Raw genomic sequence first — 26,949 nt, forward strand, 5'->3', positions numbered from 1 at the left:
GAGTCATTAATAATTATGAAAAACCAATGAAAAAAATGTCTTTAAGAATTAAAGCGATTGTTTTTGCGATCGCCCTCGGAACAATTCCCGTAATTTTAACTGGGGCAATAACTTTTTTCTTAGCCAATCAAAGTATCACTAGCTATGTAATTAATTATCAAGAAACGCGGGCGCTCGCTACTGCCAATGAAGTCAGCAATTTTATGTTAGAACGCTACCAAGATATCAAGCAACTAGCAAGATTAAGCATACTTAACGACCCCAGAGTCAGTCAAACGACTTCAACCATTCAAAAGGAAGCCATGTTAGATAAATATATAGAAGAAGACGAAGGCTACGACAGCATTGCAGTCGCCGATCTCAAGGGAAATACTATTTTGCAATCCCGTGGAGAAAAAATTGTAGATTTGGGAAAGCGGGACTATTTTCAGGAAGTAACAAAAACTAATCAGGCTGTAATTATGCAGCCTATAAAGTCAACAGACGGCAAATATGCCATTTTTACGGCGGCTCCGGTTGTGGATGTCAATACTAACGAAACTATCGCCGTCATCAGGACTCGCACGCCCATAACTTATTTAGAGCAGACTTTTAAGGAAACACAAAACAAGCTAACCAGAAGTTCTGAAGGATTAAAAAAAGAGGAATTCCATTTAATTGATGGCAATGGCAAGTTTTTTTCGGCAACAGAAGCTGAGCAGATCGGCAGAGATGCAGCCTCAGATTTTAGTGTTTTTGCCAAAATGCAAGCTAACAAAAAAATTGACAGTGCCATAGATATCGATCGCATTGATGGAGCTAAGCAATTGCTTACTTATGCTCCTATTGAAGCCTTAGAAAATATGCCAGAATTGGGCTGGAGCGTGATTATTGCTAACGATACAAAAAATGTATTTGCTCCCCAACAAGAGTTACTGTATACTTTGATGTCAGGAGTTGGGTTCACTGCTGCTGTTGTTAGCGCGATCGCAATTTTTTTAGCGAGTCGAACTACTCGCTCGGTTAATCACATTGTACGGGCGATCGCCTCTTCTTCGTCCCAAATTGCTGTCACCATCGAACAGCAGAAGCGCATCGCCAGCCAACAACTATCTGCTGTCGATCGCACTGCGACTACAATGAACGAATTGAGCGAATCAAGCAAAGCTTGTGCCTCCGAAGCCGAAGCTGCCGCTTTTGGGGCAGTCCAAGCTCTTAAACTTGCAGCAGGAGGCAGTCAAGCAGTAGATAATACCTTGAAAGAAATGGCAACTTTGACAGAAAATGTCGGAGCAATTCAAAAACAAATTTTGCATTTAAGCGAGCAAACCGATCGCATTGGCAATATATCCAGTTTAGTCAGCGATTTAGCCAACCAAACAAATATGCTCGCCCTTAACGCTGCTGTCGAAGCAGTTAGAGCCGGTGAAAGCGGTAAAGGATTTGCTGTTGTTGCTAGCGAGATTCGCAAATTAGCCGATCGCAGCAAGGAATCTGCTAGCAACATCAATGCTTTAGTTGCAGAAATCCAGAAAGCTATTACTTTGACAGCAACAGTGACGGATGACGGCACAAAAACTGTAGAAAATGGAGTAAAAATTGCCCGAAAAACCGCAGACGCATTTGCTGGGGTTGCCAGGGCGATCGATCGCATTGCTGCAAACAGCAAACAAATTTCCGTCACATCGAAAAACCAGGCAATCGCCATTCAGGATGTAGTTGAATCCGTCAACTCTCTTCACCTCGCCACTCAAGAAACTGCCGCCAGTATTTCTCAAGTCAAACTCGGCATTGTTCAACTAAACCAAGCAGCCCAAAATCTCAAATCAGCAGTGTAGTTGAAGGAAGTAAGATTTATTTATTACTGATTAGCGATTATCGATTACCAATTAGCAATTAGCCACTCCCCATGATTAATAAATTTTTCAGAAAAATTCAAAACCGACTGCTACTGCTTTTAATTTTAAGTACCTTGATTCCAGTATCTCTTGTTGGCTGGTATGGAATTTCCTCTTCCGAAGCAGCACTCCAAACCTTAGCCTTAACTAATCTTACTGAAAGTGTCACATCCAGCGGAGAGCAAATAGTCAACAAACTAGAAAATATCAGTTACGATCTTTTGTTCTTCAGCAAATCTCCTGCTCTTCAAGGAATAATTAAAGCTAGAGATGGAAATGGAGCAGACAAAGAAACTAATTCAACTTATCAAAATTGGGTCGATCGAATGCAAATCACATTTGCATCAATGATGGCAATTAAGCAATCTTATATGCAATTGCGTTATATAGATGAGAATGGCAACGAACTCGTGCGCGTAAATTCTGACGGCCAAACGCTCAAAATAGTTCCAACTTCAGAACTACAAAATCAGGCTCATAGGGATTACTTTTACTTAACTATGAAGCTAAAACCGGGCGAAATTTATGTGTCTCAATTCAATCTCAATCAGGAGCGCGGTAAAATAGAAATTCCTTACAAGCCAACCATTCGTCACGCCACTCCTGTTTTTAATACCAAAGGAGAAAGAAAAGGCATTTTGATTGCCAATTCTTTGGGAAAGAATCTGATTGATATAGTTAAAAACATGAATCATGATAATTCAGAGAAAGGTTTTATGTTAAATCAAGATGGTAGCTACATCTACCATCCCACTTCTAAAAAAGAATGGGGTTATGAAACAAAAACGAATGAAAATGTCCAAAAAGATTATGTGGCAGAGGTAGTGACACAAATACTTTCTGGTGGCAAAGGCAATATTGACCTCGGCGATCGAGTGATTAGCTATGATACAGTTTTTCTGAGTAAAGAAAACAACAACAAATTCATTGTGATTGTGAATCAAGCACCTAAATATTCGCTGTTTGCTTCTATTTTTGTTCTTAAAAAAATAGCTACTATTATTGCTGTATTGTCCCTGGGTACTGTTCTGGGATTAGGATTTTTGGTGCTGCGACAACTAATTAAGCTGATTCGAGGATTGATCTATCAAATATCGTCATTCTCTATGCAAATATTATCTAATATGAATGAGCAAGAGCAAGTCGTCGGCCAGCAATTTCTCTCAGTCAATGAAACAACTGCAACCTTAGAACAATTGGGCATATCTTCTCGGGAGACAGCCGAGCAAGCTGAGGCTGTTGCCGTCGCCGCTCGCCAAGCTTTAACCCTCGCGCAAGAAGGAACTCAAAAAGTTGAAGAAACTCTCAATCAAATGCTGAGTCTTAGACAAGCTGTGGCAGCAATTTCTCAGCAAAATCAGCGCCTGGGGGATAGCACAAGTCAGATTGGCAATATCTCGACTTTGGCAAATTTAGTTAGCGATTTAGCCACTCAGACAAATATGCTGGCTCTTAACGCGGCTGTGGAAGCTGTCAGGGCTGGTGAGTATGGCAAAGGTTTTGCGGTGGTAGCCAGCGAGATCCGTAAATTAGCAGATGAAAGCCAACAAGCCGCGCAAAAGATTAATGGTATTATTCCAGAAATTAAGGGCGCGATCGACTCGACGGTGAAAGCAACGGAAGAAAGCCGCAAAACAGTCGCGGCAGGGGTGAAAACAGCGCAGGATACAGCAGAAGCTTTTACGGGGGTTCGGGAAGCTTGCAATCTGGTGTTTGCTAGCAATCAACAAATTTCTTTGAATATTAAACAGCAGGCGATCGCGATCGGGCAAGTAGGTGATGAAATGAACTCTCTCAACCGCACTGCATCTCAAACTATCAGCGGCATTACTCAAGTCAAAGTAGGCACTCAAAAACTTAATGAAGCTGCTTTAACTCTTAAGTCTATAGTGTAAGAAGGAAGTTAGGCAACGGATTGTGTAACGGATGTCAAGGATAAAATTACCGATTACCGATGACTAATTACCGATGGATGACCAATTACCAATTCCTAATTCCTAATTACCAATTACCAATTCCCAATTACCAATTACCAATTACCAATTACCAATTACCAATTACCAATTCCCAATTCCCAATTACCAATTCCCAATTCCCAATTACCAATTACCAATTACCAATTACCAATTACCAATTACCAATTCCCAATTACCAATTACCAATTACCAATTACCAATTACCAATTACCAATTCCCAATTCCCAATTCCCAATTACCAATTACCAATTCCCAATTCCCAATTACCAATTACCAATTACCAATTACCAATTACCAATTACCAATTCCCAATTACCAATTACCAATTACCAATTCCCAATTACCAATTACCAATTACCAATTCCCAATTACCAATTACCCATTACCAATTACCAATTACCCATTACCAATTACCAATTACCCATTACCCATTACCACAAACACCTATGATAATTGAAGATGAAGAACTTCGAGATGTATTTAAAATTGCTAGTGAAGAACACTTGCAGAAACTAGACGATGGATTGCTGTACTTGGAACAACACCCCGGGGACTCAGCTAAGTTAGAAGAATTGCTGCGGGAAACTCATTCTCTTAAAGGCGATGCTGGGATGTTGGCGGTAAAAAATGTAGCATCTTTAGCTCATCAAATAGAGCATATTTTGGGAGGTGTCAAGCGGGGAGAGACTCAACTAACTTCAGAAATTAGCGATCGACTTTCGCAAGGTTTAGACGCCATCCGCAAACTCGTTGACGAAGCCGTGACTGGTCAAGATTCCGGTGTCAATACCTTTTACGTGCTCGCTAGCATGATGGGTGCTTCTAACAAGCCCCTGCCCGCCGTCCCCATAGCAGATCCAGAATCTTCAAAGGTACCAGAAGAAGAATTTATACAAACGCAACTTATTGATTCGTCTACTGCGGAACCCGAAACAAATAGTGAAACTTATTCCGCCACTAATTTAGATAAAAATTATTCTTTTTCGACTCTACAATCCGAGCAAGAATTGTTGCTCCAATCTCACAACTTGCGTGGGGCTTCTGCCCCCGCTACTGCATCGGCTTCCCAACCCGCTGTTAGCAGTTCTTCAAGTTCGTCTTACCGCATCGAAACAATTCGCGTTGCTACCAAAAATTTAGACGATTTAATGACTCAAGCTGGTGAACTTACTGTTACAAAAACTAGGTTAGTACACCGACTTGCTGATATCGAAAAACTGACAAATTTGTGGGAAAGTTGGAGCAGAGAAGCTTTTATAAATCGCTTGGCTTTTCATCAGATAGAATCGGACAAAAATGCTTTTCAACAAAATGCCCTCATCATACAGTTACAGAATTATTACCAGCGTACAGAAGAACGTTTAGAACGTCTGGGAACTCTAGTAAATAGATTGAAAAATCGAGTTGATGAAGATACTGCAAGACTCGAATTAATTGCGGAAGAGTTGGAATCAGGAATTCGCACTCTCAGACTGCTGCCTTTGTCTACTATTTTTAATCTATTTCCACGAGCAGTTAGAGACTTGGCTAAGCGGGAAGGGAAAGAGGTTAAATTAGTCATTGAAGGTGGGGAAACTCGAGCTGACAAACGCATTCTAGAAGAAATGAAAGACCCTTTAATGCACCTGATTCGGAATGCGATAGATCACGGAATTGAGACGCCAGCCGATCGCGAAAAGCTCGGCAAGCATCCCGCAGCTACTCTCCGAATTAAAGGCTACCATACTGCTAGCAATATTATTATTGAAGTTGCTGATGATGGTCGGGGGCTGAATCTCGATCGCATTAAACAAACTGCTGTCAAACGCAACATCTGCACGCCGGAAGAACTGGCGGTGATGACAGAAAGCCAAATTCAATCGCTGATTTTTGCTGCGGGTTTTTCAACCAGAACATTTGTTACTGAAATCTCTGGAAGAGGGGTAGGTTTGGATGTAGTTAGGACTAATGTTGAAGCATTAAAAGGTCGCATTCAAGTTGAATCAGATCTCGGAAAAGGATGCACTTTTCGCCTGCAACTAAGTACGTCTTTAGCTACTGCTAATGTATTAATATTAGCGGTTGATGGTATTGCTTATGCGCTGCCAGTCGAGTTTATTGAAACTGCAATATTAGTCCGCTCTTCGGATGTTTTTTCTCTCGAAAGCAAGGCGACGGTGATTTTAGACTCTCAGCCTTTGTCAGTTGCTTATTTGGCAGATTTACTAGAATTAAATGATACAGATTGGTTGCACAATAATCGGGAGTGGAGACAGGAAAGTTGGAGAGAATTCAAGAGAAATACAGAGGTAGAATCGGTGAATCATAATTCTCGGAAAATGCCTTGTATTGTTTTGAAAGTTGGGGAGGAAAGATTGGGATTATTTATAGATGCTTTGATTGACGAACAGGATGTGGTGATTAAACCTCAAAGTCAATTGCTGAAACGGGTGCGAAACGTTTCTGGTGCAACGATTCTGGGGACGGGGGAAGTTTGTATGGTGCTCAATCCCCACGATTTGATAAAATCTGTACGCAAGCAAGTTTTGTTGGGTGGGGTTGGGGGTGCCCGATCGCCAATTGAGACAGTCAGCCGAAAACAAGTTATACTTTTAGCAGAAGATTCGATCGCTACCCGCACTCAAGAAAAGCGCATTCTGGAAGGTGCAGGTTATGAAGTGGTGACAGCAGTGGACGGGTTGGATGCTTTCAATAAATTAAAAACTCGCTATTTTGATGCTCTGATTTCTGACGTACAAATGCCTAATTTGGACGGCTTGGGACTGACTATTAAAATTCGTCAGCTAAAAGAATACAGTGAGTTGCCGATTATTTTGGTGACATCTTTGGCGTCTGATGAAGATAGAAAAAGAGGGGCTGATGCTGGCGCTAATGCTTATATTCCTAAAGGTACTTTCAATCAAGATGTATTAATCGAGACCTTGAAAAGGTTAGTTTGATTGTCAGAGGGGAAGGGAAGAGGGGGACAGGGGGAGAGGGGGACAGGGGAAGAGGGGGAGAATTACCCATTACCCATTACCCATTACCCATTACCCATTACCCATTACCCATTACCCATTACCTAAAAAAATCTAAAATCTAAAATCTAAAATGGTATGATGTTGTCGCCCATTAAAGTATTGTTAGTAGAAGATTCCCCAGTAGCTACGATCGTTCTCAAGCGCATTTTGGATGCTTCGCCAGAAATCCAGGTTGTCGGAACGGCTTCTAACGGGTTAGAAGCCCTAGAATTAATCCCGAAACTTCAACCGGAAGTCATCTGTACGGATTTGAATATGGCACAAATGAACGGGTTAGAGTTCACGCGGGAAGTGATGAAAAAATACCCGCGACCAATTTTAATAATTAGTGCTTCTGTACAAGCAAAGGATACTCAAAATGTATTTGAATTAATGAAAGCAGGTGCATTAGATGTTTTTCCGAAACCCATTGGCGGGTTGGCGTCTGATTACGATCGCCTGGGGAATGAATTAATCGCTAAAGTTAAAGTGTTGTCGGGAGTTAAAGTATTTACGCGACATCAAAGGCTTGGAGGAATCGAAACAGCCGAGGGTCGCCCAAGCAAAAAAAATTATCAATTACCAATTCATAATTACCAATTATCTAGCAAAAATCTCAATTCTCAAACTATTAAGTTATTGGCTGTTGGCGCGTCTACAGGCGGGCCGCAAGCGCTACACTCGATTATTTCTAAGTTTCCGGCTAATTTGCCAGTACCGGTGATTTGCATCCAGCATATCAGTGAAGGATTTTTGCAAGGATTGGTTGACTGGTTGGGTTTTGAATCTAAACTGCCGGTGAAAATAGCGGGTTTTGGGGAATTTCCACAAGCTGGGATTGTTTATTTCCCGCCAGAAAAACGTCATTTAGAATTGGATGCTCAAGGGCGTTTTATTTATTCTGAAGCTGCTCGTGAAGCGGGACATTGCCCCTCTGTAACGGTAACATTTAAGTCAGTTGCTAGTTTTTATGGTCGCGGGGCTGCGGGAGTGTTGCTAACAGGAATGGGGCGAGATGGTGCTGAGGGTATGTTGGCGATCGCCCAAGCCGGCGGTTTGACTATTGCTCAAAATGAGGCTAGTTGTGTTGTGTTTGGAATGCCAAAAGAGGCGATCGCCCTCGGTGCGGCCCAGCACGTTTTACCCGTCAGTGCGATCGCTCCTTTACTGTTGGCGAAATTAAAAGTTTAGGACAAGCGGGAGAATATAGCAGATCGGACGTAAGGTTGAAACCGCTTCTATATAAACGATGTCCGCCGGACGCCGACTGAATAGAATAACATAAAACGTAATTTAAACGGTCTGAGCTTCAACCCGCGGAGGCGGGTTTTGCTGGTATAGACGCGGTTTCAACCGCGCCCGTCTTCTTTTATGATTTGATATTGATAAACTTACCAATTACTTCGCGCAACTTGTCAGCATCAAAGGGCTTAGTTAAATACTCGGTTGCTCCTGCCAAACGCCCCTGTACTTTATCAAATGCTCCATCTCTGGCTGTCAGCATCACGATCGGCAAATTCTGAAACTGAGGCAAGCTTCGCACCGTGCGGCAGAGCTCCAATCCGTCAATCCCAGGCATCGAAACATCGAGCAACAAAACCGAAATTTGTTCGTGATAAATTGTTGACAAAGCATCAACTGCATTGTCTGTCACGAGAACTCGAAACTCTTTGCTTAAGGCTTGTTTGACCAGTCCTTGCATGACGACGCTATCATCAACTGCCAAAATAGTTGGTACTTGACTGCTAGTTGCAGACATATTCTTCTCCCGGTTTATTTATAGTTCTTGAAAATAGAAAACATAATTCCCGCCGTCAGTCGATTGTAGATTGTAGATTGTAGATTGACTGTTCCAGATGAATCTGGGAGCTTGAACTTGAGTCTAAAATTGCGATCTCGACCCTCAAAATTGTCGGCAAGCAAGTATCGGTTTTTGGGTGGGTCATTTTTCAAGAGTGCCTTCGGATAAATAGTGCCCAACTCCGTTGGAGCATTAGCAGAAACTTCACCCCTGTTTTTTTGACCTCAAACTCGAAAAAACAGATTGCCCGAGGGGTCGATCGGCGATGACAACAGTTGCAAAATCTGCATCTCAACCGTCAAACCCTTGATGGTGGAGTTTGAACAACTATTGTTACAAAGTTTAACATTTTCGGTGTTTGTGTAGTCGCTCTCCTAACTTTTGTTGAGTTGCCTGTGCAACAGCCCGGTAAACCGTACTGGTATTGTGGCACAAACCAATTATTTTAATCTACCAGCAAGCCTGCTACCCACGATTAGATCTGTCTGTTAAAATACTATTAAACTTATTAAGAAATTCTCTGTAAGCTATCCGCCATAGATTTTTGAAGGGTGCTTCGTCCCCACGGAGGCTCTTAGATTCACCCAGCCTCTGGCACATCAAAAGCATAGTCAACTCGAAGTATAATTTCTAGAGTATTAGATCTGCGGTGCTCTAACTCCCATAAATCAAAAGTTTCCATGTCAGTCAAGAGGTTGGTCTGAGTTTGGTGCCAGCAGCCTGTGTTCGACTTGCGATCGCAGTCTCCCGGGACAAAATTCATGGCTCGTTTTTCTCCTCGGCCAGTATTGATTAGGGCGGTTGCCAGCAACTAGATGGGCACTTATACATGATGAAAGCACCCTTGCCTCTTGGTAAAACAGTGTTCGATCTCGATCGCACCGACTTGTATCAACTTCTGGGTTCCGATCCAGAGGCTTGCTTTGACGATTTGGTAGGCTTGGCCGCCAGGATGAGCGGAACTCCTATTGCTTTTTTGAGTTTGATTGATGCCTCCGGCCACTGGTTGAAGTCGCAGCTAGGTATCGATCGAACTTTGGCACACCGTTACCTGAATTTTTGCGATCGCTGCTATATCGACCAAACTCCCGCACAGTTGGGCGCGAGTTCCAACTCTAACTCGGAATTTGACCGGGACATTCCCCTACAAAAACCTGCGGTTGCGGCGGCAGATGCGATCGCACCCTTTGCAAATTCCTGCAATAAACCGCCTGCCATCATTGTCCGAGACGCTTCCACAGACGTGCGATTTGCCCAGCATCCGCTAATTGTTTCTTACCCCTTCATCAAATTTTACGCTAGCATCCCAGTCGTCACCTCAGATGGGCAGATGCTGGGCGCGATCTGTGTCATGGATTTCGTACCTAAAGGCTTGACAAAAAATACGATTGATGGTATTGAGATTTTAACTCGGCAAGTTGCGAGTTTGGTGGAGCTGCGGTGGCAATTAGTCAAAGCCAAGAAAGAGGTGGCAGAGGTAGAAGATATCGCTTCACAGGGCCAGCAAATCTCGGAGTTAGCTCGATCGAACCAGGAGTTTTTCTGGGCAGTACAGACTTCAGAGAAGGACACAAGAATATTCCCAACAAAAAAGCTGCCGGTGCTCGAAACAGGCAAATCTCAGGATTTGCGGGAAACTTCAGCGGGCATGAGGCGCGATCGCGATCCCAAACAAATTCCCGAAATAGTGACAGAGGGGCAATCAATGGCAGACTTGCTACAGGAGCGATCGCGCTTGGCAATGCTGCAAGCTAAAGTTGGTGCAGCTCTCGGACAAGGCGGGACAATACCGGCCACCCTCAACCGCTGCACCGACGCAATGGTAGACCATCTCGACGCCACAGCAGCCAGCATCTGGACGTTCAACCCGCAGATAGAGCGGTTAGAATTGCAGGCCGATTCAGGAGTCAGCAGCCAAGATTGGGAACGGCTAATAGAAGATTGGCTGCGAGAAGAAACGGGAAAACTCGAAACGGCTCCTCTGTGCTTGCTGTCGAACCCGTCCCTCTGCGCCATTGCCTATCCCCTGATTGTGGAGGAACGACTGGTGGGAGTGATGGCTGTATGCAGCAGCGCTGCTGCCACGGAGGGGGCGCTAGAAGTTCTGGGGTGGATGGCTAATGCCATTGGCGTGGCGATCGATCGTGTCAAGGCCCGAGAAGAATTGTTGAGCCGCCGGGAAAGTCTGCTGTTTGGCCTCGCCAGTCAGATGCGGAATTCTCTAGACCTCGACAAAATTTTAGATACGGCTGTTAATGAAATTCACAGCTTGTTGCAGGTTGACCAGTGCTACTTTTTGTGGTATTCAGTATCGCGGCAGGGGCAGCCGAGTTTTGCGATTACCCACGAGGCGGCAAATCCTGAACTCACAGATCTGCTCGCAGAATATCCGATCGCACAAGTAACGCTACTAGCCGAGAAAATTCGCGATCGCCAAACGCTCCGCATCGGCGACACTGCCACAGCAGCCTGCATAGATTCCGCCACGCGAGCTTTTTTAAGGGGTGTCGGGATCGTTTCTAAGCTGCTGCTGCCGCTCAAGACTCACTCCGGTCAAATGGGGGCGATAGTTTGCAATCATTACAGCAGCCGTTCCTGGGCGGCAAGCGAGGTAGAATTGCTGCAAGCGGTGGTGGATCAACTGGCGATCGCGATCGACCAAGCCGAACTTTACGCCCAAACTCGGGCGGCAGCCTTAGCAGCTCAAACTCAAGCCCGACAACTGACTGAAACTTTGCAGAGTTTGCAGCAAAAAGAAGCTCAGCTCATTCAAAACGAAAAAATGTCCTCTCTCGGTCAAATGGTTGCCGGCGTCGCCCACGAAATTAACAATCCGGTTAATTTTATTTACGGCAACTTGACTTATTGCGAGCAGTACATGAAAGATCTGCTGGATTTGCTGCGCTTGTATCAAAAGCACTACCCCGAACCTTGCGAGGAAATTCTCGACAAAAGCGAAGAAATCGATGTGGATTTCGTAGTGCCAGATTTGCTGAAAATTCTTTCTTCGATGGAGATGGGAGCCGAACGCATCCGGCAAATTGTCCTTTCCCTGCGGAACTTCGCGCGGCACGACGAAGCCGAGAAGAAACCTGTGGACATTCACGAAGGGATTGACAGCACGCTGCTGATTTTGCAGAGCCGCTTGAAGTCAAACGGGCCAATACCGGGAATTAAGGTAATTAAAGACTACGGCGACTTGCCGAAGGTAGAATGCTATCCCGGACAGCTCAACCAAGTATTTATGAATATTTTGGGAAATGCGATCGACTCCTTGGAAAATCAGCCCGCACCCAAGACGATCGAAATCTCGACGGCGGTGGTGTCCCAAGACTCGGATCGAGGTGAGTCACGAAAGTCGATCGGTCAACTTGTGCTGATTCGGATTCGGGACAGCGGGCCGGGATTGACCCAAAAAGCTAAATTGTGCTTGTTTGACCCTTTCTTTACCACTAAACCAGTGGGCAAAGGCACGGGACTCGGCTTGTCCATTAGCTACCAGATTGTGGTGGAAAAACACGGCGGCAGTTTGAAGTGTATCTCAGAACCCGGACAGGGAGCGGAGTTCTGGATTGAGATCCCGCTGTCTCGCCCCGCTGCTGTCAAAGAATAAACTGGCGGGCGATCGGTTTGGCAAACATTTTTTAAACTTTATTGTGAAAGTGCTTGACAGATTCTGGTGTTTGAGTGTTAATATGATAAAGGTTAAGACGTTGGGGCGTCGCCAAGTGGTAAGGCAGCTGGTTTTGGTCCAGCCATTCAGAGGTTCGAATCCTTTCGCCCCAGTTAAATAGTTTTTAATGTTTTCGATGAAAGGGCGGTTGAAACCGCATCTACACAGGCAAAACCCGCCTCCGCGGGTTGAAGAGTGGGTCGTTAAAATTACCTTATCCTCTCTTAGTCCACAGAGGCGGACATAGTTTGTATAGACGCGGTTTCAACCGTACATGCGCTCTGCTAATTGCTGGGCCCGCGAGCATTTAATCGATCGAATACGTATCGAGAAATTGCCGGAAATGCTGTTTCGTCCTTGGTATAAGCCACATCGTCTGCGAAAACGACCAAGATGTAAATCGCGCGATCGTCTAAAGTTCTGACAAAAGCCGCTTCGCTGCGGGATTTGGAAGTATAGCCAACTTTGGAACCAAAATAAATATTAGTTGGTAAAGACTCGCCGAGAAATCCTTTTATTGAGTTGCTAGGGTCATTTTTCCAGGCTTTAGGGTCTAAATCTCTCGTCAGCAAGTAAGCCATTTTGCGGCTGGCGAGACTAGAAACAGCTTGCCTAGTATAGATTTCATATATTAATCTGCCGGCTTGGTCAGTAGTTGCTTGATTGCGAATCGGCACAGAATCATCGCCCCGCAATTGCAAATCGCGACCGACTGGGCCTTCTTGCCTTAAATAGTATATGGGATAATTTTTGGTGCTTATACGAATATCATTGTAGCCTGCTGACTGGAAAAACGTGTTAATTTGCGTGCGCTTTTGCAGCCATGTTTGCAACTCTTCTCCTCCGAGCCGTCCGCCGGATTTTGTATCGGTGATTTTATCTAAAATCCTGCTAGCAGCATCGTTGTTGGAGATGCGAATCATTTGTTCTAAGTCGTTTTTAAATGCAGATTCTCTTTCCGTAATCATGCCTTTTTCTATAGCTGAGTAAAAGGCTGCCATCCAAAATAACTTGGCAACGCTAGCAGGAAATCTGAGAGTTTGATTTTGATATCCGGCGAAGGTGTGATTTTTGGGATTGCTGACATCAAACAAGCTAATTGATAGCTTATCTGCTGGTAATCCTTGGCTGGTGGCAATGTTCACAGCTTCATCAACAATCCCTTGCAATTCTTGAGAATAAACTGGATTGGGAGGTGTTTTGATGTTGTAGGTGAAGGTAGGATCGCTTTTACTATCGACTACATTTTGGGATGTTGGAATTGTCGGTGGCGAGATAGCTTCTTGAGACAATATGACGGGTGGCTCTGGGGCGCGGCGAGTTCTGAAGGGCATTGTTAGGAGCCAAAAAAACGCGATCGCCCCCGCAATTAAACACAAAATGTTGCGGTATTTGAGCCGAGACAATTTTGCCCTCAGTCGCCGGCGAGATGGCGCTGGACGATCGGTGATGAGGCGTCGGGGTTCAACTGGACGATCGCCGCTGATTTGCCGTCGAGGTTGGACTGGACGATCGCTAATTTGCCGTCGTGGCTCAACTGGACGATCGCTGATTTGCCGTCGTGGCGCGACTGGACGATCGCTAATTTGGCGTCGGGGCGCGACTGGACGATCTGTGATGACGCGTCGGGGCGCGACTGTACGATCGGTGATGAGGCGTTGGAGCCAGATTGAGATTTGGAGCCAGATTGGGCGTTGGAGCAAGATGAGGCGTTGGAGCCAGATTGAGATTTGGAGCCAGATGAGTCGTTGGAGCGAGATGAGGCGTTGGAGCCAGATTGGACGATCGCCGATCGGGCGTCGGGATTGGATAGGACGTTGGGGTTTGACTGGGCGATCGCTGCTTGCGCGTCGGGATTGGACTTGAGGCTCGCTGCTTGGGCGTCGGGGCTGGATGGGGCGTTGGGGCCCGATTGGGCTGCGTCGGCGGTCTACTTGCATTACAGTGTTTTGGTATCAAACTCGCAGGATCAGTTTATCAGGACATCGGGGTTTAAAACCCCGTCCTAAAAGGACGGCTTTAATTGTAAATCTTTGTTGCAACACCAGTCAGTTTTGTGCTAGGAGGTCTAGCATAAGAAAGGAGGTAAATGCTATGCTAGTTTTTGAGTTTAAAGCCTACGGAAATAAGAGTCAGTTTGCCGCAGTAGATGAAGCAATTCGTACAGCTCAATTTGTCCGAAATAGTTGTTTGCGCTATTGGATGGACAACCGGAAAATAGATAAGTACGACTTAAATAAATACTGTGCGGTACTGGCGCATGAATTTCCGTTTGCCGACGAACTTAACTCTCAAGCTAGACAAGCTAGCGCCGAACGAGCCTGGTCTGCTATCTCCCGATTTTACGAAAACTGTAAGAAAGGAATTCCTGGTAAAAAAGGATATCCAAAATTCCAGAAAGATTGTCGCTCAGTTGAGTATAAGTCAACTGGATGGAAACTGGCAGAAGATCGAAAGTCAATCAAGTTTACCGACAAAAAGGGAATTGGCAAGCTTAAACTAAAAGGAACGCGCGACTTACATTTCTACTCCTTCAACCAAATCAAACGGGTGAGATTGGTGAAACGGGATTCGGGCGTATACGTTCAATTCTGTATTGATGTTAACCGAAAAGAAAACATAGAACCCTCTGGAAATACCATTGGGTTAGACGTAGGACTAAAGGAATATTACACCGATTCCAACGGAGTGATGATTGAAAATCCGAGATTTCTCCGCAAAGGCGAAAAAGTCCTCAAGCGTTGTCAACGTCGTGTTTCCCGAAAAGTTAAGAGTTCAAAGAATCGAGGCAAAGCTAGACAGATTTTAGGAAAACGCCACCTCAAAATAAGTAGGCAGCGCAAAGACCATGCAATCAAACTTGCGCGGTGCGTAGTTCAGTCAAACGACTTGATAGCCTATGAAGATTTGAGGATTAAAAATATGGTGAAAAATCACTGTTTGGCTAAGTCTATTAACGATGCTTCTTGGTATCAGTTCCGGATCTGGCTTGAATATTTTGCCAAAGTATTTGGGAAAGTAACGGTTGCGGTAAATCCGCAGTATACTAGCCAAGAATGCTCTAGCTGCGGTGCAATTGTCAAGAAAACGCTATCTACTAGAACACACGTTTGTCAGTGTGGTTGTACGCTCGATAGAGATTTCAATGCAGCTAGAAATATCCTCAGGAGAGGATTAGGTACGGTAGGGCATACCGGAACCTTTGCATTAGATGCAAGCAACGCTTTGGGAGATGAGTCCTCTACTTTAACTGGAGAAATCCTGTTTAAGTAAGTCATGTCGTAGATCAAAGAATCCCGCGGTACGGCCGGGGAGTGTCAAAATAGGGCGGTGTCTAATAGAATTTTAGATTTTAGATTTTAAATTTTAGATGTGGAATAACTGATTGTATAAGGGTTTGGAACTTGCCAACAGTTGCATTATTTTTTGAAACGGGTCTACACTTTCGTCAATTTAATCTACCTGCTAGGCTGATTAAGAGTTCGAGTAATCGTAAAGATTTCAGGATAGCACTGAGTTGAAGCAAAATCCTTGGGAAAACATGAGAAATTTTTGGAGTCTGGCTGTTTTGGGATTTGCGATCGCCTGGGTGAATAATTATTTGATACCTGATGTTTGGGCATTGCAGTCTCAACCTGCTGTCGCTGTTGTCGATCGACAAACAGAAGCACGCGGCGCGGATGTAGCGGCTGAGTCGATCGCAGACAGCGAAAATCGGGAACCCAAAAATAAGCAAAGTGTTTCTAGTTTGCTCAGTCTGTTTCGGGACTTGAACAACTTACCTGAAATTCCGTATTCCCAATGGCTAGAAGTGCTGGCGAGACGACCAGACTCAGAGAATACTGCGACAGAAACCGCGATACTACCCGAAGACATAGCACGTTTTGAAAAGATTGTACAGTATGCCAAACAGGAAAATTTGCCCGATCGCCCGATCGGACAAATCATCCAGGCGATCGGCGATAACTTCCAAGGATTGCCCTACGTCGAGGGTTTGCTGGACAAATCCGGCGAAGAAAAGTTGATCGTAACGTTGAATAAATTTGATTGCGTTTTGTTTGTAGAGACGGTTTTGGCTATTTCCCGAGGCGTAGCAGTAAAAGATTACGAATATCAAAATTTTGTAAATCGCATAGAAGAACAACGGTATTTAAACGGTAAAATGAACGGCTATTGCAGCCGGCTGCACTATTTTTCAGAATGGATTAAAGACAATCAAAAACGGCAAACCGTAGAAAACATTACCGCTCAATTGGGCGGAGTGCCGATGAATAAAACACTAAATTTCATGAGCCAGCACCGCAGCAGTTACCCGCAAATGGTAAAAGATGAAGCAACTTATCAGTGCATAGTCAGCCAAGAAGCAGAATTAGCCAAAACTACGGTTAATTACATCCCGACAAATCGGATCAAAAGTGTTTATTCCCAGTTAAAGCCTGGGGATATTGTGGCGGTAGCCACGGATGTTAAAGGATTGGATGTCACCCACACAGGTTTTGTGTACAGGAATGCAGACGGGAATCTCGGCTTAATTCACGCTTCGCCGGCTGGGGCTGTGACAGTTGCTTACGACTTGCAGAGATATATTAGCAGAGTCGAAAGTGCGATCGGCATTGTAGTTGCTAGAGCAAAAACACCTAATCCAATTCGTTCGTAGTGAGGACTTCAGTCCGCATTCATGAAGGACTGAAGTCCTCACTACAAACCATATCGAAGTTTGACAAAAAATCAAATTATCTAAATTTCCGCTTCAGCCCTACCACCAAAACCCACCCCAAAGTACATCCCAAAATATAGCCAATAAAATCCTCCCACGAAAAGCCACTACCCAGAAACAAACGCCCAAATAATGTAGCGCGAATAGCTTGCAAAAAAGGAGGTTTCCACAGTTGGTTAAATTCAATGAGACAGTTAAAAATAAAAACTCCCCAGGCAATTTTAGTCGGAGAAACTTGGGGAAACATGAAAACAATTAGCAGAATCAAGAAAATTTGGTAGAGAAAATCACCAAAATAATCATTAAAAAACTCTCGCCCCGGCCCGGAATAGAATTCGCTGCTTAAACCGACAATCAAAATAGGGATGATAGTCAATAAAAGAGCAACTCGATAGTTAAAAAAGCGATGCGCGCGATTAAAAGGTGATGCCATTTTAGGTATTAATAGTAGGGTGCGTCAGTTGGCACAATTTTAGATACCCATTGAAAATCTCTGTGCCGATCCACCGTACAACTATTGACTACTCGCCAAGAATCGAACATAATATTATTCATCAAATCAGTTATTATTGAACAAGTTCGCTGCGAGATACCTTACTACTTCTAGCAGGATTTGGCGTTAATTCCGGTGGCGAAACTTGAACGCTTCCCCATTCAGTCAAAAAGCTTTTCAACAAAACCTCTTGCTGAGTGCGAAATGCCTCGACATTTGCCCCTCGATTCATAATCACAAACCACACGGTTTCTTGTTTTTGAGTTGGTAGCGCTCCGCCCAAAGCGCTAACATTATCCAATGTGCCAGATTTGACTACTGCTAACTTTGGTAGCGCCCGTTCTGATAGTATTCCTTTATCTTTGCCAACTACTGTTAAGACATCAGCAACTGTCATGCTGTAAGGTTGCAGGTAGCGTTCTAAAGCTATAAATAACCCGCACGCAGCCCTAGGAGAAATGCGATTGTCGTCGCTCAATCCGGAACCGTTGACGAGTTGAATTTCTGCGGGAGGAACTCCAGTTGCTGCTGCTGCTTTTTGCGCGACTGTTTTGGCGCCACCAACAGTATCAGCTAGCATATCTGCCATGAGATTGTTGCTGTACTGATTCATTTTTTTGATAAGTTCGGCGAGGGGTAAAGAATAATGTTTGGCTAAGGGTACGGCGCTGGGACGTGCTGGCAAAACTTTGACAGTACCATCAATTACTATTTGGGGTTTCGGTGTATTGGGAGGAAGTGTTTGATACTGGGCTGCGGCTTCGCCCGGCCAGATTTCACTGTTCAATGCTTGTTTGAGCAATTCTCCTGATTTAAGGGGATTTAATTCAAAGTTCATGTAAAATTTACCGACAATAATTAAAGTGCCAGTGACTCGTTTGATGCCTTTTTTATTTAAGATGTTACCGAGGGCGATCGCCTCTTCCCACACAAACAACGGATCTTCGCTGCCCTCAATCACTAAATCGCCTTTTAATACACCGTCTTTGATGGTGCCGTTGGTACTAATTTCGGTGATAAATTGATGTTCCGGCCCGAATTGTTGCAGCGCTACCAGAGATGTTGCTACTTTGGTAATGGAAGCGGCTGACAGAGGAACTGTACCTTGATGATTGGCGAGTAATGTATTGCCCGATTGCATCCAGATGCCTTGGTCTTCTTTGGCAGAACCTTGGGCCGTCAATGCGTTGAGATATTGCTGGATTTTGGTATTTGTGGCGGTTTCGGGATTGTTGAGAGAAACTGTTAACGGCTGATTGGGTTTAACTGGCGGCGGGGAAGATTCGGCTACAGGAGAGGGAGTTGCAAGTTGGGGTGATTCGGTAGCGGCGCATCCGGCGATCATTGTGAGAAGGGCGATCGAGCTTACAGCACTCAAGTAGCGGTTTTTCAGCATTACCTTAATCTTTTCCATCAAATTTACCATCATCTTTCGGCATACCCGATGGAAAGTTTAGCATTAGTCCGCGCGTCTTCCTTCTGGGATCTTTCTTCGCGAACTTAGCGTCTTCTTGCTTTCTTTAAATATAGATATCTTGGAAATGCTTCGGGATTTGATCTTCAGCGCCTGGGGTTCTCACCCCAGGCCGATCGCAATCGCAAATTCTCGGTAAACTGGTTTATCCAGCCATACTGCCCATACTCCCCATACTCAGGGGCACCATTTCGCCGTGCATCGTCAGGCCTAATAACATCGGCTCATTAACTCGAATCAACTCTCCTGTAAGGGCGCAGCGTTCCTCCTGCTGTGCTGTGGCGTTAATGCTGGCTCGAATATCCGATCGACAAAACATCTGACGATACTCTCCAGACTTCTGCTGGACGTAATTCCAGAGCAAATCTCGAATCAAAGCTTGATAGCCTTGATTGCCAGCGAGCTCTTTGAGTCTCTCCTTGAGCTCTCTTTCCAATCGAATGCTGGTGACTTCCATTTCGGTGGTTGAGGTTCTAGGTAGGGTATGCATAATTTTTCTCCGTGACGGGTGGACATATCTGTAATATCAGTGTAGTATGTTTAAAGCTAGATTTAAAGGTCTCAGATCACTTTCTGCCTACTGTGAAATTTTTCCCCACCTACTCTACTTATCAACTCAAGTGCGATCGCCCCAGGGGTCGCGCTGAGTCCTCACGGCAAGTCTTTATGACAGGTTTGCTAACCCCTACAGCGACCTCGTGGGCTGGGACAAGCCCAATTAAACCCGGTTATAGTGGATTAGGACTAATTTCAGAAATTAATTACAACGAGGTAGACCGGGACGGTCTGGGAGTGGCACGGCCACACCATAAAGATAGGCGAAGCGGGAGGTACAGCTAACGACTGTACCAACATAAGATGAAAATTTGCATGAAAGCAGTTTTTCTAGCCCCCGCTTCACTCGTAAGAGAAGCGGGGGCATTTGATTGGAGATTGGAGCAATTTGGCAAGGCTTGGGGAACTCGCAAAAACTAGATGTAGCCAATGCTGGGAAGCATTCCAAATCTAAAATCTCAAATCTAAAATCTCAAATCTAAAATCCAAATGAGGAGGAGCAAGCCGTGACCGTAGTAACTGATGTATTGAGGCAATCTGTTGTGGTATTTTCTCAAAATTACCTACCGATGAGCCGTGTCAACATCAAACGGGCGATCGTACTTTTGGTAACAGGCAAGGCTGAACCTCTGGATTTTAGCATCGGCAATGGCTATCTAGTGCGATCGCCCAGCACCAGCATCCACGTACCCGAACAAATCCGCTTGACTTTTGGCAACAGGGAACGGCTGTGGAAAGTGCCGCCGGTCAATCGGCGAGAAGTTCTGCGCCGAGATGCCCATGCTTGCCAATACTGTGGCAACAACCGGCATTTGACGCTGGATCACGTGATGCCCCGATCGAAGGGCGGGACGCATACTTGGGACAACGTGGTGACTGCTTGCGAACGGTGCAACTCTCGCAAGGGCGACAGAACTCCCATAGAAGCTGGAATGTCTCTGCGAACCAAGCCGAAGGCTCCCATTCACCCCACTGTTGCTTTTGCCGAAATGTTTTGGCACGAATACCAAATTGGGGAATAGGGAATGGGGCATGGGGAATGGGGCATGGGGAATAGGGCATGGGGCATGGGGCATGGGTAATAGTTAGTGGTTTTTCTAATAACCAATTCCCTATTTGACCAATTCCCAATTCCCAATTCCCAATTCCCAATTCCCAATTCCCAATTCCCAATTCCCAATTCCCTATTTGACCAATTCCCAATGCCCAATTCCCAATTCCCAATTTTCAATTTTCAATTCCAAATTTAAGGCTGTCAATATGCTGAAGTTGACTTACACTGAAACGGGCTTTAACCTAGAGCGTTTGGCTCAATCTCCCGAACAGTTAGTGGCGCTGCGAGTTGTGCTGGCTATGCGAGTTGGTCAAAGCATCAGCGTCGAACCGAGCACTGCGGCATTTTTGCTGCCCGCGAATTTGCCGGCGCTTTCTCTGTTGGAATCTGAGGCCCGCCGAGATGATACCGATTCGATCGCTCTTTGTGTTGCTGATGCTGATTTTGTCGAAGTGACCCTGCGCGGTACGTGGATTGGAGGGGCATCTGAAGGCGCTGATGGGGTGTTTGCGACGGTTTTGAGCGATCGGGCGGAGCGGTTGTTGCTCGGACTCTGGCTCGAAACTCAGGCTGCTGCCGAGGTTGTCGGGGAAGTCGGCGATTAAGATCCGATCGAGAAAGTTCGGCAGGGAGCATCTCGGCGCCAGCTTTGATAGCAGTGCGAGCGTCCCCGCTCGCGAGTGATAAAATACGCGAGCGGGGACGCTCGCACTGCTGTAAAAAAAATGCTTTTTGCAATCAGATGCTTTCTCCATCCCCCACTCTCGTTAAGGCGTGTAAATGATGTTGAAGTAAATGCCATTATCTTGCAGGTTGTTGCCTTTATCGGTAATTCTCACCAAAGGAAAAGCATAATCTACACGCAAGTTCACCCGCCGTATCGGTTCCCAGATTACCCCCAAACCCATACCTGCTAAAAATGTCTGATTGGTTAATTTATTAGGATTATTGGGAGCGTTCCACACCGTACCCGCATCCAAAAAAGGAGCTAATTGAAGTTTGGGATTTCCCGAAGCATCCCGCTGCAAAGTAATCCGATCCTCGATCGACAGTCGGAAGCCGTTATCGCCAGAACGCACATTTTGGCGGTAGCCGCGCAGAGATTGCCCGCCGCCAATTACAAATTGCTGCGAAGGTAACAAACTATTAGCAGAAAGTTGTAAGTCTGACTGCAAAATTAATAAATGTTTATCATTTAATCGCTGTACTCGCTGCACTTGACCCAGCCAACTCAAAAATTGTCCGTCAGGGACAGAACCTTCATTTTGAGTAGCATCAAACAAGCTTGTGCCGATCGTAAATTGCGATCGCAAAGCCCAAGCACCCTGGGGATCCCGCCGAATGTAGTCCTGTCCCAGCTTGATCGCAGTCGTAGTCGTGACACCATTGGAGTCAGGGCCCGAGCCAAATGGAGTCGGTACACCGGCGACAAAAGTTCTGCCTTTCTGATAAGTAAGACCGGCAGATAAGGCAAATTCTTCGATCGGCGTTCTCCGCAGCGGCTGGCGGTAACTAACTTCAAATAAATGCGATTTTCCCGAAATGTCAAAAGCATCAAAAGGTTCTTGTACTATACTGTTGCGGTTCGGCGCTGCCCTCAATTGCAACGTGCCGTTCATCGCATTTAGCGGCAAGCGATAGCTGAAATCGAAGACATCTGAATCGCCGAGCGATCGATAATAAGCACCCGCAAGTTCATCGCCATTTCCTGTGAGATTGCGGTGCCGCAAACTAACACCCAATCTTTCAGAACCGACGCTGGGAGGCGAATAATTGTCAATGCTGAAACTAGATTGAAATGGATTAGCTTCCGTAACTCTGACGATCAGAATGCTCTCTCCTTCATTATCCCCAGCCCGCAGGCTGGCTTCAACATTGTCAAATAAAGGATCGACTCGCAGCAGCCGGAGTTGGTTTTCTAATGAAGCTGTACTTAAAGGCATTCGGGCACCGAGTCGAATCCGGCTGCGGATGTAACTTGGATGCAATCTTTTAGCTCCTTCTACCTCAATTCGAGTCAGCTTGCCTTCGATAACTTGAATTTTGACTACTCCTGCGGTGATAGTTTGGGGCGGCAAGACGGCTCTCGAAGTGATGTAGCCGCGATTGAGGTAAATTTCGGTAATTTTGTCGGCGATTTGTTTGAGCTGTTCTAGCGTGGTAGAACGGCCCTCTAACGGCTTGACTAAGGCATTAATTTCGTCTTGGCTTAAAATTGTGCTGCCAACTACTTGAATTTTCTCCACCTGAATTACCTGATTCGGCAGCGGCAGGGGAACTGGGGACGGGCGCTCCGGTGCAACTGGTTGCGGTATTTGAGGAGGTTCTGGGGAAGGCTGCGGGGCCGGTTGCAAAAATCGATCGCGATTTGGATCTGGCTGAGTCGGTGGCGGGGGCAGGTTTGGAGGGGTATTTTGTGGGTTTTGGGCTAAAACATTGCTATGTAGCTGGTTAGGGAATATCGGTTCGCTGTCAACTAGATTTTGTGCTTCGGGTTCCGGGTGGGCATCACAACCAGTTTCATTAATTGTGGAACAGCGATCGGCCTGGTTGTCAAGAGGGTTGTTTTCGGCAAAATCCGGCAGTTGATTGAAGTTAGTTGCAGTTTCATCCTGCTTGATTTCGAGTTTTTGCAGTGCTAATACTCCGTTGGCCGGATCTGCTAAGTTGTCAGCGGCGGCGGGCAACTGAGAAATATCGTCCGTTTGGGATATAGCTTGATGGGCATCAAAGCAAGCAATGGGGAGCGCAGTTAGAAGTGAAATCCCCAACCGAAATATTGCAATATTTGCTCTCGGGCGCATAATTAATATTTTTGTAAAATAATTTTGCTTGCTGCTTGACTATGCAAGTTTACCATTTAGTATTGGGCGCAATTTGAACATAAAATTTTCAATAGTCCGGCTTTCCAGAGACAAGGGGACTGGGAGCATCTCAATTTTGCTATCGAAGTCGATCGATCTTTTAGATTTTAGATTTTAGATTTTAGATTTGGGGGATTGGGGGATTTAGTCGCGAGGATCGGGACTCTAGTAGCATCTGAAGTGCAGTCGCTTCAATAAAAATGCCCAGTTGCAACCTCCCAGATCCTCCTAGCGAATCCTTATGCTGGTCAGCGCAAAAATTTTAATTTATTGAGGACGATCGACCAAAAAACCCGAGACAGGCAAAAATCATCTGTGGCGCTGCCAAATACCGCGCGCGATCGCCACGGGTTTTTGGTACTTGCTGCACAAGTCGAATTATTTTTTGGCGATGGGTGTTAACTGACTGGGGATTAATGGTTCTCGGGCAATTTTGCCGAGTTCGACTGCACTCAACACTTCTGACCACTCGAACGCTAAACTGGCATCGCTGGGAGACTCCACGCGCAATTGAGCTAGAGCTGCCAGGTACTCGTACCAGAGACCTTGTTTGCCGAAGATGCTCAGCTTGGCGCGACCCTCGGGCGATCGATCCAACTCTGTTTTCAAGGTTGGGGCCACTGCGATGCGGTTTATCCACCCCGAAACGAGAACCTCATCTCTATAGTTTTTTGGGTTGCATTTGATAGTAAAGTACCATTGATAGTTTTTGCCAACTTCCAGGGCTGGCGAGTTGCCGTCGGAGCCGAGGTTGATGCTAACGATACCAGGACGGCTCGTTACCATCCGAAAACTTTTTTTGTATACCGTTTTGTCGCTTTCGTCTGCTAACTCAAACTGAACTGTTTTGTCGATGGCTACGGGAACGTAGTAGAAAAATGTCGGCTTTGCTGATATTGTTTGCCCCATAGTTGATTGGGGAATCAAGGCAGTTAAGGCATTTGTGGCAGTGCATTCTAAGCCGCGGGTTCCTCCCCCTTCCCGTCTTCCGGGTACTCCCTGCTCCGGCGGTTGAAAGTTATTCCACGTGCCTCCCAATTGCTGGTTGTTCGGTCTGCTTCCAGTTAGTTCCGGGGGTTGAACTGTTTGCCAGTTGAGTGGTAGCTGCGGTTGTGAGGGGCGGCGGACATTGTTACCGGGGCTGTTGAGAGCAAGAGCTGGTATTAAACTACCAACGGCAACTCCCTCTAGAGACAGAATTAAGGAAAGAGCACCGATGTTTAGAGCAGACTTCCAAGCCATGACGAACCTGCCTTCTAATGAACCTAGGAACTTAAACACACGATTTTATTCTACCCAAGGTTTTGACGGATCTAGTAATCTGTTGTACTTAATTTATATCTTCCAACAGATACGATTAGTTTGGCCCTTCTGAGCAAGATGGAATTCTGTGTCGCGTTTTTCAGTGGTAGCTTGGTAGTTATACTTACTTGCCTGCACGACAGCAGGTTGGGTTGAGCTTGTCAAAGCCAATGTTCAGAAAGACTAATATTCCGGTTTTTTTACTGCGATCGCAGGCTAAAAAGCGTCTTTTCGTAAAAAAACCGGTTGATGCGTCAGTTCAGGATATCAGGAACCTCGGCAATTTTGCTGATGAGCCTAAAGCGATCGGCTACAAGTGAGCAAATTAAGTTTTCTGTACAATACAATAGCGGCAAAAAAATTTAGCATGAATCTCGATTCACCTGTTCTCTCGGACAAACAGCCTTCGGGGCTGCGGATGGTAAGACCGATCGGGGTCTTGGCGCTGCACGGCATTACTTTTTTAGGAAATAGGTTATTCGCGGTCGATCGCACCGAAGGGCTACTATTGGAGATCGATCGAGAAACTGACAACACTACTGTTTTGAATCCTCATCAAACGGCTAAGTTTGCAGGCGCAACCGGGCTGGCGATTTGGGAAGATACTCTCTGGTTTTCGCGAGATGAGGATATTTGTTGCTGTCCGGGCGCAATTCGGGATGGGGCAATCGCTGAACTCAAACCGGAACATTTTGTTTCCCTTTCTTATCCCGCTGACGGGATTGCAGTTTGGAAATCTACGCTGTATGTGACTTGCCAGAGATTGGGCTATATTCTGGTTTTTGATGTAAAAACTGGTCGGGAAATTACTCGGTTTTATGCTCCCGGTATTGGGATAGAAAATATCACTGTCCGGGATGAGGAACTCTGGGTTTGCGACAAGACTGAGCAAACTGTTTACTGTTTGGAACGGGCAACTGGGGAGATTAAATTTAGCGTTTTGACTCCCTTTGAATGGCCTTCGGGTTTGGCTTTTCACAAAGATTCCCAGACGGGCGAAGAGGTTCTGTATGTGGCTTATGCCGGGGATGAACTTTATATTCGGGACGATCCGAATTCGGAAGATCCTTTTCAGTTGACGAAGCGCGATCGCACTTTTGTTCACCCTTTATCTTTTCACTACAATGAAGCCGAACGCTTCGCTCTGTCAAATGGTTTTTTGATGGAAATGTCCTATGTGGAGGAACTTTCTCCCCTGGATGAGGTAGAAATCGATAATTTGGAGTGGCGGATTGCTTTACCTTCGGACACTCACCGACAAAAGGTCAGGAAAATTACGCCGATTGGGATGCCTTTTACTGAGGAAATTCAGGAAGGGGAACGGGTGGCGGTGTTTAAGTTCGATCGCCTCCAGAAGGGGGAACGGCGAGTTTTTGGCTGGAAGGCGTTGTTAGAAGTGCGATCGATTAAGTATCAGTTGTCACCTCGGAATGTAGAAAAGATACCGCAACTATCGCCGGAGTTTGCAGCGAAGTATTTGGTGGACAATGATAATTTGGCGATGGATACGGAGATTGTGCGATCGGCTGCGGTGGCCTCCATTGGCACAGAAACTAATATTCTGAGGAAGTTACTGAGCATTCGCAATTTTGTTTACGACCAACTTTCTTACGGGATTAGACCTCACATTGACACTCCCGATATTGTACTGCGTCGCGGCGTCGGTTCTTGCGGCGAGTATGTGGGGTTGTTGTTGGCTTTGGCAAGGTTGAACGGAATTGCTTGTCGCACAATTGGGCGTTATAAGTGTCCGGCTTTTGCTGACAGAAAAGGTTTGCCGCTGGAACCCGATTTCAATCACGTTTGGCTGGAGTTTTACATTCCAGGTTTTGGCTGGGTGCCGATGGAATCTAATCCTGATGACATTCAAGACAGAGGCCCTTATCCTTTGCGGTTTTTTATGGGTTTAGCTTGGTATCACGTGGAAATTGGCAAGGGAATTCGCTTCCAAAGTCTCACCAGCGGGGGTCTGCCTTTGAAGAAGGAGGATGTTTCCGTGGGAAGTCTGGCCATTAATCATGTCCGGTTTACAATTTTGGAAGAGTTGTTTTAAGGAAGAGTTGACTGTTGACTGTTGACTGTTGACTGTTGACAGTTGGCAGTTGGCAGTTGATAGTTGACAGAGGGAAGACTCGGAGTATCTCACTTTTGTAAAAAAGCAATT

General features: G+C 45.6%; 20 protein-coding genes and 1 tRNA gene. 13 read left to right on the forward strand and 8 right to left on the reverse strand.

Annotated elements, in window-relative coordinates:
- Positions 1 to 35 precede the first annotated feature (35 nt).
- The 4 genes from JGK11_RS04870 to cheB all read left to right on the forward strand — a co-directional run bounded on the left by JGK11_RS04870 (position 36) and on the right by cheB (position 8,043).
- The gene (locus JGK11_RS04870; RefSeq protein WP_293210814.1) at positions 36 to 1,817 is read left to right on the forward strand and encodes a methyl-accepting chemotaxis protein; all 1,782 of its coding nucleotides are present in this window, start codon (positions 36 to 38) and stop codon (positions 1,815 to 1,817) included.
- A 71-nt stretch (positions 1,818 to 1,888) separates the two neighbouring features.
- Positions 1,889 to 3,772, forward strand: a complete 1,884-nt coding sequence (locus JGK11_RS04875; protein ID WP_293196758.1) for a methyl-accepting chemotaxis protein — start codon at positions 1,889 to 1,891, stop codon at positions 3,770 to 3,772.
- A gap of 59 nt (positions 3,773 to 3,831) precedes the next feature.
- Positions 3,832 to 6,792, forward strand: a complete 2,961-nt coding sequence (locus JGK11_RS04880; protein ID WP_293210816.1) for a response regulator — start codon at positions 3,832 to 3,834, stop codon at positions 6,790 to 6,792.
- Between the two features lie 159 nt (positions 6,793 to 6,951).
- Complete coding sequence (gene cheB, locus JGK11_RS04885) at positions 6,952 to 8,043, forward strand: chemotaxis-specific protein-glutamate methyltransferase CheB (RefSeq protein WP_293181668.1); 1,092 nt, start codon at positions 6,952 to 6,954, stop codon at positions 8,041 to 8,043.
- Positions 8,044 to 8,221: 178 nt separating this feature from the next.
- On the opposite strand, the gene JGK11_RS04890 is transcribed toward cheB, so the two are convergent.
- Together JGK11_RS04890 and JGK11_RS04895 are read right to left on the reverse strand one after the other, a co-directional pair.
- Positions 8,222 to 8,611, reverse strand: coding sequence for a response regulator (locus JGK11_RS04890; protein ID WP_293157809.1), 390 nt, complete (start codon positions 8,609 to 8,611; stop codon positions 8,222 to 8,224).
- 622 nt (positions 8,612 to 9,233) lie between these two features.
- The gene (locus JGK11_RS04895; protein WP_293181608.1) at positions 9,234 to 9,416 is read right to left on the reverse strand and encodes a hypothetical protein; all 183 of its coding nucleotides are present in this window, start codon (positions 9,414 to 9,416) and stop codon (positions 9,234 to 9,236) included.
- 66 nt (positions 9,417 to 9,482) lie between these two features.
- Between JGK11_RS04895 and JGK11_RS04900 the strand changes: the two genes are divergently transcribed.
- Together JGK11_RS04900 and JGK11_RS04905 are read left to right on the forward strand one after the other, a co-directional pair.
- Positions 9,483 to 12,266 (forward strand): GAF domain-containing protein, encoded by a 2,784-nt coding sequence (locus tag JGK11_RS04900; protein WP_293210818.1) that lies wholly within the window; start codon positions 9,483 to 9,485, stop codon positions 12,264 to 12,266.
- A 101-nt stretch (positions 12,267 to 12,367) separates the two neighbouring features.
- Positions 12,368 to 12,439, forward strand: a tRNA-Gln gene (locus JGK11_RS04905).
- Positions 12,440 to 12,610: 171 nt separating this feature from the next.
- Here the strand turns inward: JGK11_RS04905 and JGK11_RS04910 are convergent.
- Complete coding sequence (locus JGK11_RS04910; protein ID WP_293210820.1) at positions 12,611 to 13,732, reverse strand: serine hydrolase; 1,122 nt, start codon at positions 13,730 to 13,732, stop codon at positions 12,611 to 12,613.
- A gap of 81 nt (positions 13,733 to 13,813) precedes the next feature.
- Between JGK11_RS04910 and JGK11_RS04915 the strand changes: the two genes are divergently transcribed.
- The 4 genes from JGK11_RS04915 to JGK11_RS04930 all read left to right on the forward strand — a co-directional run bounded on the left by JGK11_RS04915 (position 13,814) and on the right by JGK11_RS04930 (position 16,983).
- Positions 13,814 to 13,999, forward strand: a complete 186-nt coding sequence (locus JGK11_RS04915; protein ID WP_293210822.1) for a hypothetical protein — start codon at positions 13,814 to 13,816, stop codon at positions 13,997 to 13,999.
- Positions 14,000 to 14,056: 57 nt separating this feature from the next.
- Positions 14,057 to 14,335 (forward strand): hypothetical protein, encoded by a 279-nt coding sequence (locus JGK11_RS04920; RefSeq protein ID WP_293210824.1) that lies wholly within the window; start codon positions 14,057 to 14,059, stop codon positions 14,333 to 14,335.
- An 85-nt stretch (positions 14,336 to 14,420) separates the two neighbouring features.
- Positions 14,421 to 15,599: a transposase gene (locus JGK11_RS04925; protein ID WP_293205213.1), complete on the forward strand. Its 1,179-nt coding sequence runs from the start codon at positions 14,421 to 14,423 to the stop codon at positions 15,597 to 15,599.
- A gap of 268 nt (positions 15,600 to 15,867) precedes the next feature.
- On the forward strand, positions 15,868 to 16,983 hold the full coding sequence (locus JGK11_RS04930) for an N-acetylmuramoyl-L-alanine amidase-like domain-containing protein (RefSeq protein ID WP_293205211.1): 1,116 nt from the start codon (positions 15,868 to 15,870) through the stop codon (positions 16,981 to 16,983).
- Positions 16,984 to 17,059: 76 nt separating this feature from the next.
- Here the strand turns inward: JGK11_RS04930 and JGK11_RS04935 are convergent, their stop codons facing one another.
- The 3 genes from JGK11_RS04935 to JGK11_RS04945 form a co-directional block, all read right to left on the reverse strand.
- Positions 17,060 to 17,476, reverse strand: a complete 417-nt coding sequence (locus tag JGK11_RS04935) for a DUF2809 domain-containing protein (protein WP_293210826.1) — start codon at positions 17,474 to 17,476, stop codon at positions 17,060 to 17,062.
- A 133-nt stretch (positions 17,477 to 17,609) separates the two neighbouring features.
- Positions 17,610 to 18,965 carry a D-alanyl-D-alanine carboxypeptidase gene (locus tag JGK11_RS04940; RefSeq protein ID WP_366038647.1) on the reverse strand — a complete coding sequence of 452 codons (1,356 nt, stop codon included), beginning with the start codon at positions 18,963 to 18,965 and terminating at the stop codon, positions 17,610 to 17,612.
- Positions 18,966 to 19,155: 190 nt separating this feature from the next.
- Positions 19,156 to 19,500, reverse strand: coding sequence for a ribbon-helix-helix domain-containing protein (locus tag JGK11_RS04945; RefSeq protein WP_293181586.1), 345 nt, complete (start codon positions 19,498 to 19,500; stop codon positions 19,156 to 19,158).
- Positions 19,501 to 20,071: 571 nt separating this feature from the next.
- Here JGK11_RS04945 and JGK11_RS04950 point away from each other — a divergent pair.
- Positions 20,072 to 20,587 carry an HNH endonuclease gene (locus JGK11_RS04950; protein WP_293210828.1) on the forward strand — a complete coding sequence of 172 codons (516 nt, stop codon included), beginning with the start codon at positions 20,072 to 20,074 and terminating at the stop codon, positions 20,585 to 20,587.
- A 238-nt stretch (positions 20,588 to 20,825) separates the two neighbouring features.
- Positions 20,826 to 21,224 carry an alr0857 family protein gene (locus tag JGK11_RS04955; protein ID WP_293181580.1) on the forward strand — a complete coding sequence of 133 codons (399 nt, stop codon included), beginning with the start codon at positions 20,826 to 20,828 and terminating at the stop codon, positions 21,222 to 21,224.
- Between the two features lie 162 nt (positions 21,225 to 21,386).
- Here the strand turns inward: JGK11_RS04955 and JGK11_RS04960 are convergent, their stop codons facing one another.
- Both JGK11_RS04960 and JGK11_RS04965 read right to left on the reverse strand, forming a co-directional pair.
- Positions 21,387 to 23,423, reverse strand: coding sequence for a ShlB/FhaC/HecB family hemolysin secretion/activation protein (locus JGK11_RS04960; RefSeq protein WP_293210830.1), 2,037 nt, complete (start codon positions 23,421 to 23,423; stop codon positions 21,387 to 21,389).
- A gap of 438 nt (positions 23,424 to 23,861) precedes the next feature.
- Positions 23,862 to 24,725 (reverse strand): DUF928 domain-containing protein, encoded by an 864-nt coding sequence (locus tag JGK11_RS04965; protein ID WP_293196753.1) that lies wholly within the window; start codon positions 24,723 to 24,725, stop codon positions 23,862 to 23,864.
- 427 nt (positions 24,726 to 25,152) lie between these two features.
- On the opposite strand from JGK11_RS04965, the gene JGK11_RS04970 reads away from it, so the two are divergent.
- Complete coding sequence (locus JGK11_RS04970; RefSeq protein WP_293196752.1) at positions 25,153 to 26,838, forward strand: transglutaminase domain-containing protein; 1,686 nt, start codon at positions 25,153 to 25,155, stop codon at positions 26,836 to 26,838.
- Positions 26,839 to 26,949 lie beyond the last annotated feature (111 nt).

The sequence above is a fragment of the Microcoleus sp. PH2017_34_RAT_O_A genome, from assembly GCF_020737885.1.
Classification (GTDB): Bacteria; Cyanobacteriota; Cyanobacteriia; order Cyanobacteriales; family Microcoleaceae; genus Microcoleus.

Excerpts from the sequence above, each read along its gene's own strand:
- JGK11_RS04870 (WP_293210814.1), top strand. The coding sequence starts at position 36 with ATGTCTTTAAGAATTAAAGCGATTGTTTTTGCGATCGCCCTCGGAACA.
- JGK11_RS04875 (WP_293196758.1), top strand. The coding sequence starts at position 1,889 with ATGATTAATAAATTTTTCAGAAAAATTCAAAACCGACTGCTACTGCTT.
- JGK11_RS04880 (WP_293210816.1), top strand. The coding sequence starts at position 3,832 with ATGACTAATTACCGATGGATGACCAATTACCAATTCCTAATTCCTAAT.
- cheB (WP_293181668.1), top strand. The coding sequence starts at position 6,952 with ATGTTGTCGCCCATTAAAGTATTGTTAGTAGAAGATTCCCCAGTAGCT.
- JGK11_RS04890 (WP_293157809.1), bottom strand. The coding sequence starts at position 8,611 with ATGTCTGCAACTAGCAGTCAAGTACCAACTATTTTGGCAGTTGATGAT.
- JGK11_RS04895 (WP_293181608.1), bottom strand. The coding sequence starts at position 9,416 with ATGAATTTTGTCCCGGGAGACTGCGATCGCAAGTCGAACACAGGCTGC.
- JGK11_RS04900 (WP_293210818.1), top strand. The coding sequence starts at position 9,483 with ATGATGAAAGCACCCTTGCCTCTTGGTAAAACAGTGTTCGATCTCGAT.
- JGK11_RS04925 (WP_293205213.1), top strand. The coding sequence starts at position 14,421 with ATGCTAGTTTTTGAGTTTAAAGCCTACGGAAATAAGAGTCAGTTTGCC.
- JGK11_RS04930 (WP_293205211.1), top strand. The coding sequence starts at position 15,868 with ATGAGAAATTTTTGGAGTCTGGCTGTTTTGGGATTTGCGATCGCCTGG.
- JGK11_RS04935 (WP_293210826.1), bottom strand. The coding sequence starts at position 17,476 with ATGGCATCACCTTTTAATCGCGCGCATCGCTTTTTTAACTATCGAGTT.
- JGK11_RS04940 (WP_366038647.1), bottom strand. The coding sequence starts at position 18,965 with ATGATGGTAAATTTGATGGAAAAGATTAAGGTAATGCTGAAAAACCGC.
- JGK11_RS04945 (WP_293181586.1), bottom strand. The coding sequence starts at position 19,500 with ATGCATACCCTACCTAGAACCTCAACCACCGAAATGGAAGTCACCAGC.
- JGK11_RS04955 (WP_293181580.1), top strand. The coding sequence starts at position 20,826 with ATGCTGAAGTTGACTTACACTGAAACGGGCTTTAACCTAGAGCGTTTG.
- JGK11_RS04960 (WP_293210830.1), bottom strand. The coding sequence starts at position 23,423 with ATGCGCCCGAGAGCAAATATTGCAATATTTCGGTTGGGGATTTCACTT.
- JGK11_RS04965 (WP_293196753.1), bottom strand. The coding sequence starts at position 24,725 with ATGGCTTGGAAGTCTGCTCTAAACATCGGTGCTCTTTCCTTAATTCTG.
- JGK11_RS04970 (WP_293196752.1), top strand. The coding sequence starts at position 25,153 with ATGAATCTCGATTCACCTGTTCTCTCGGACAAACAGCCTTCGGGGCTG.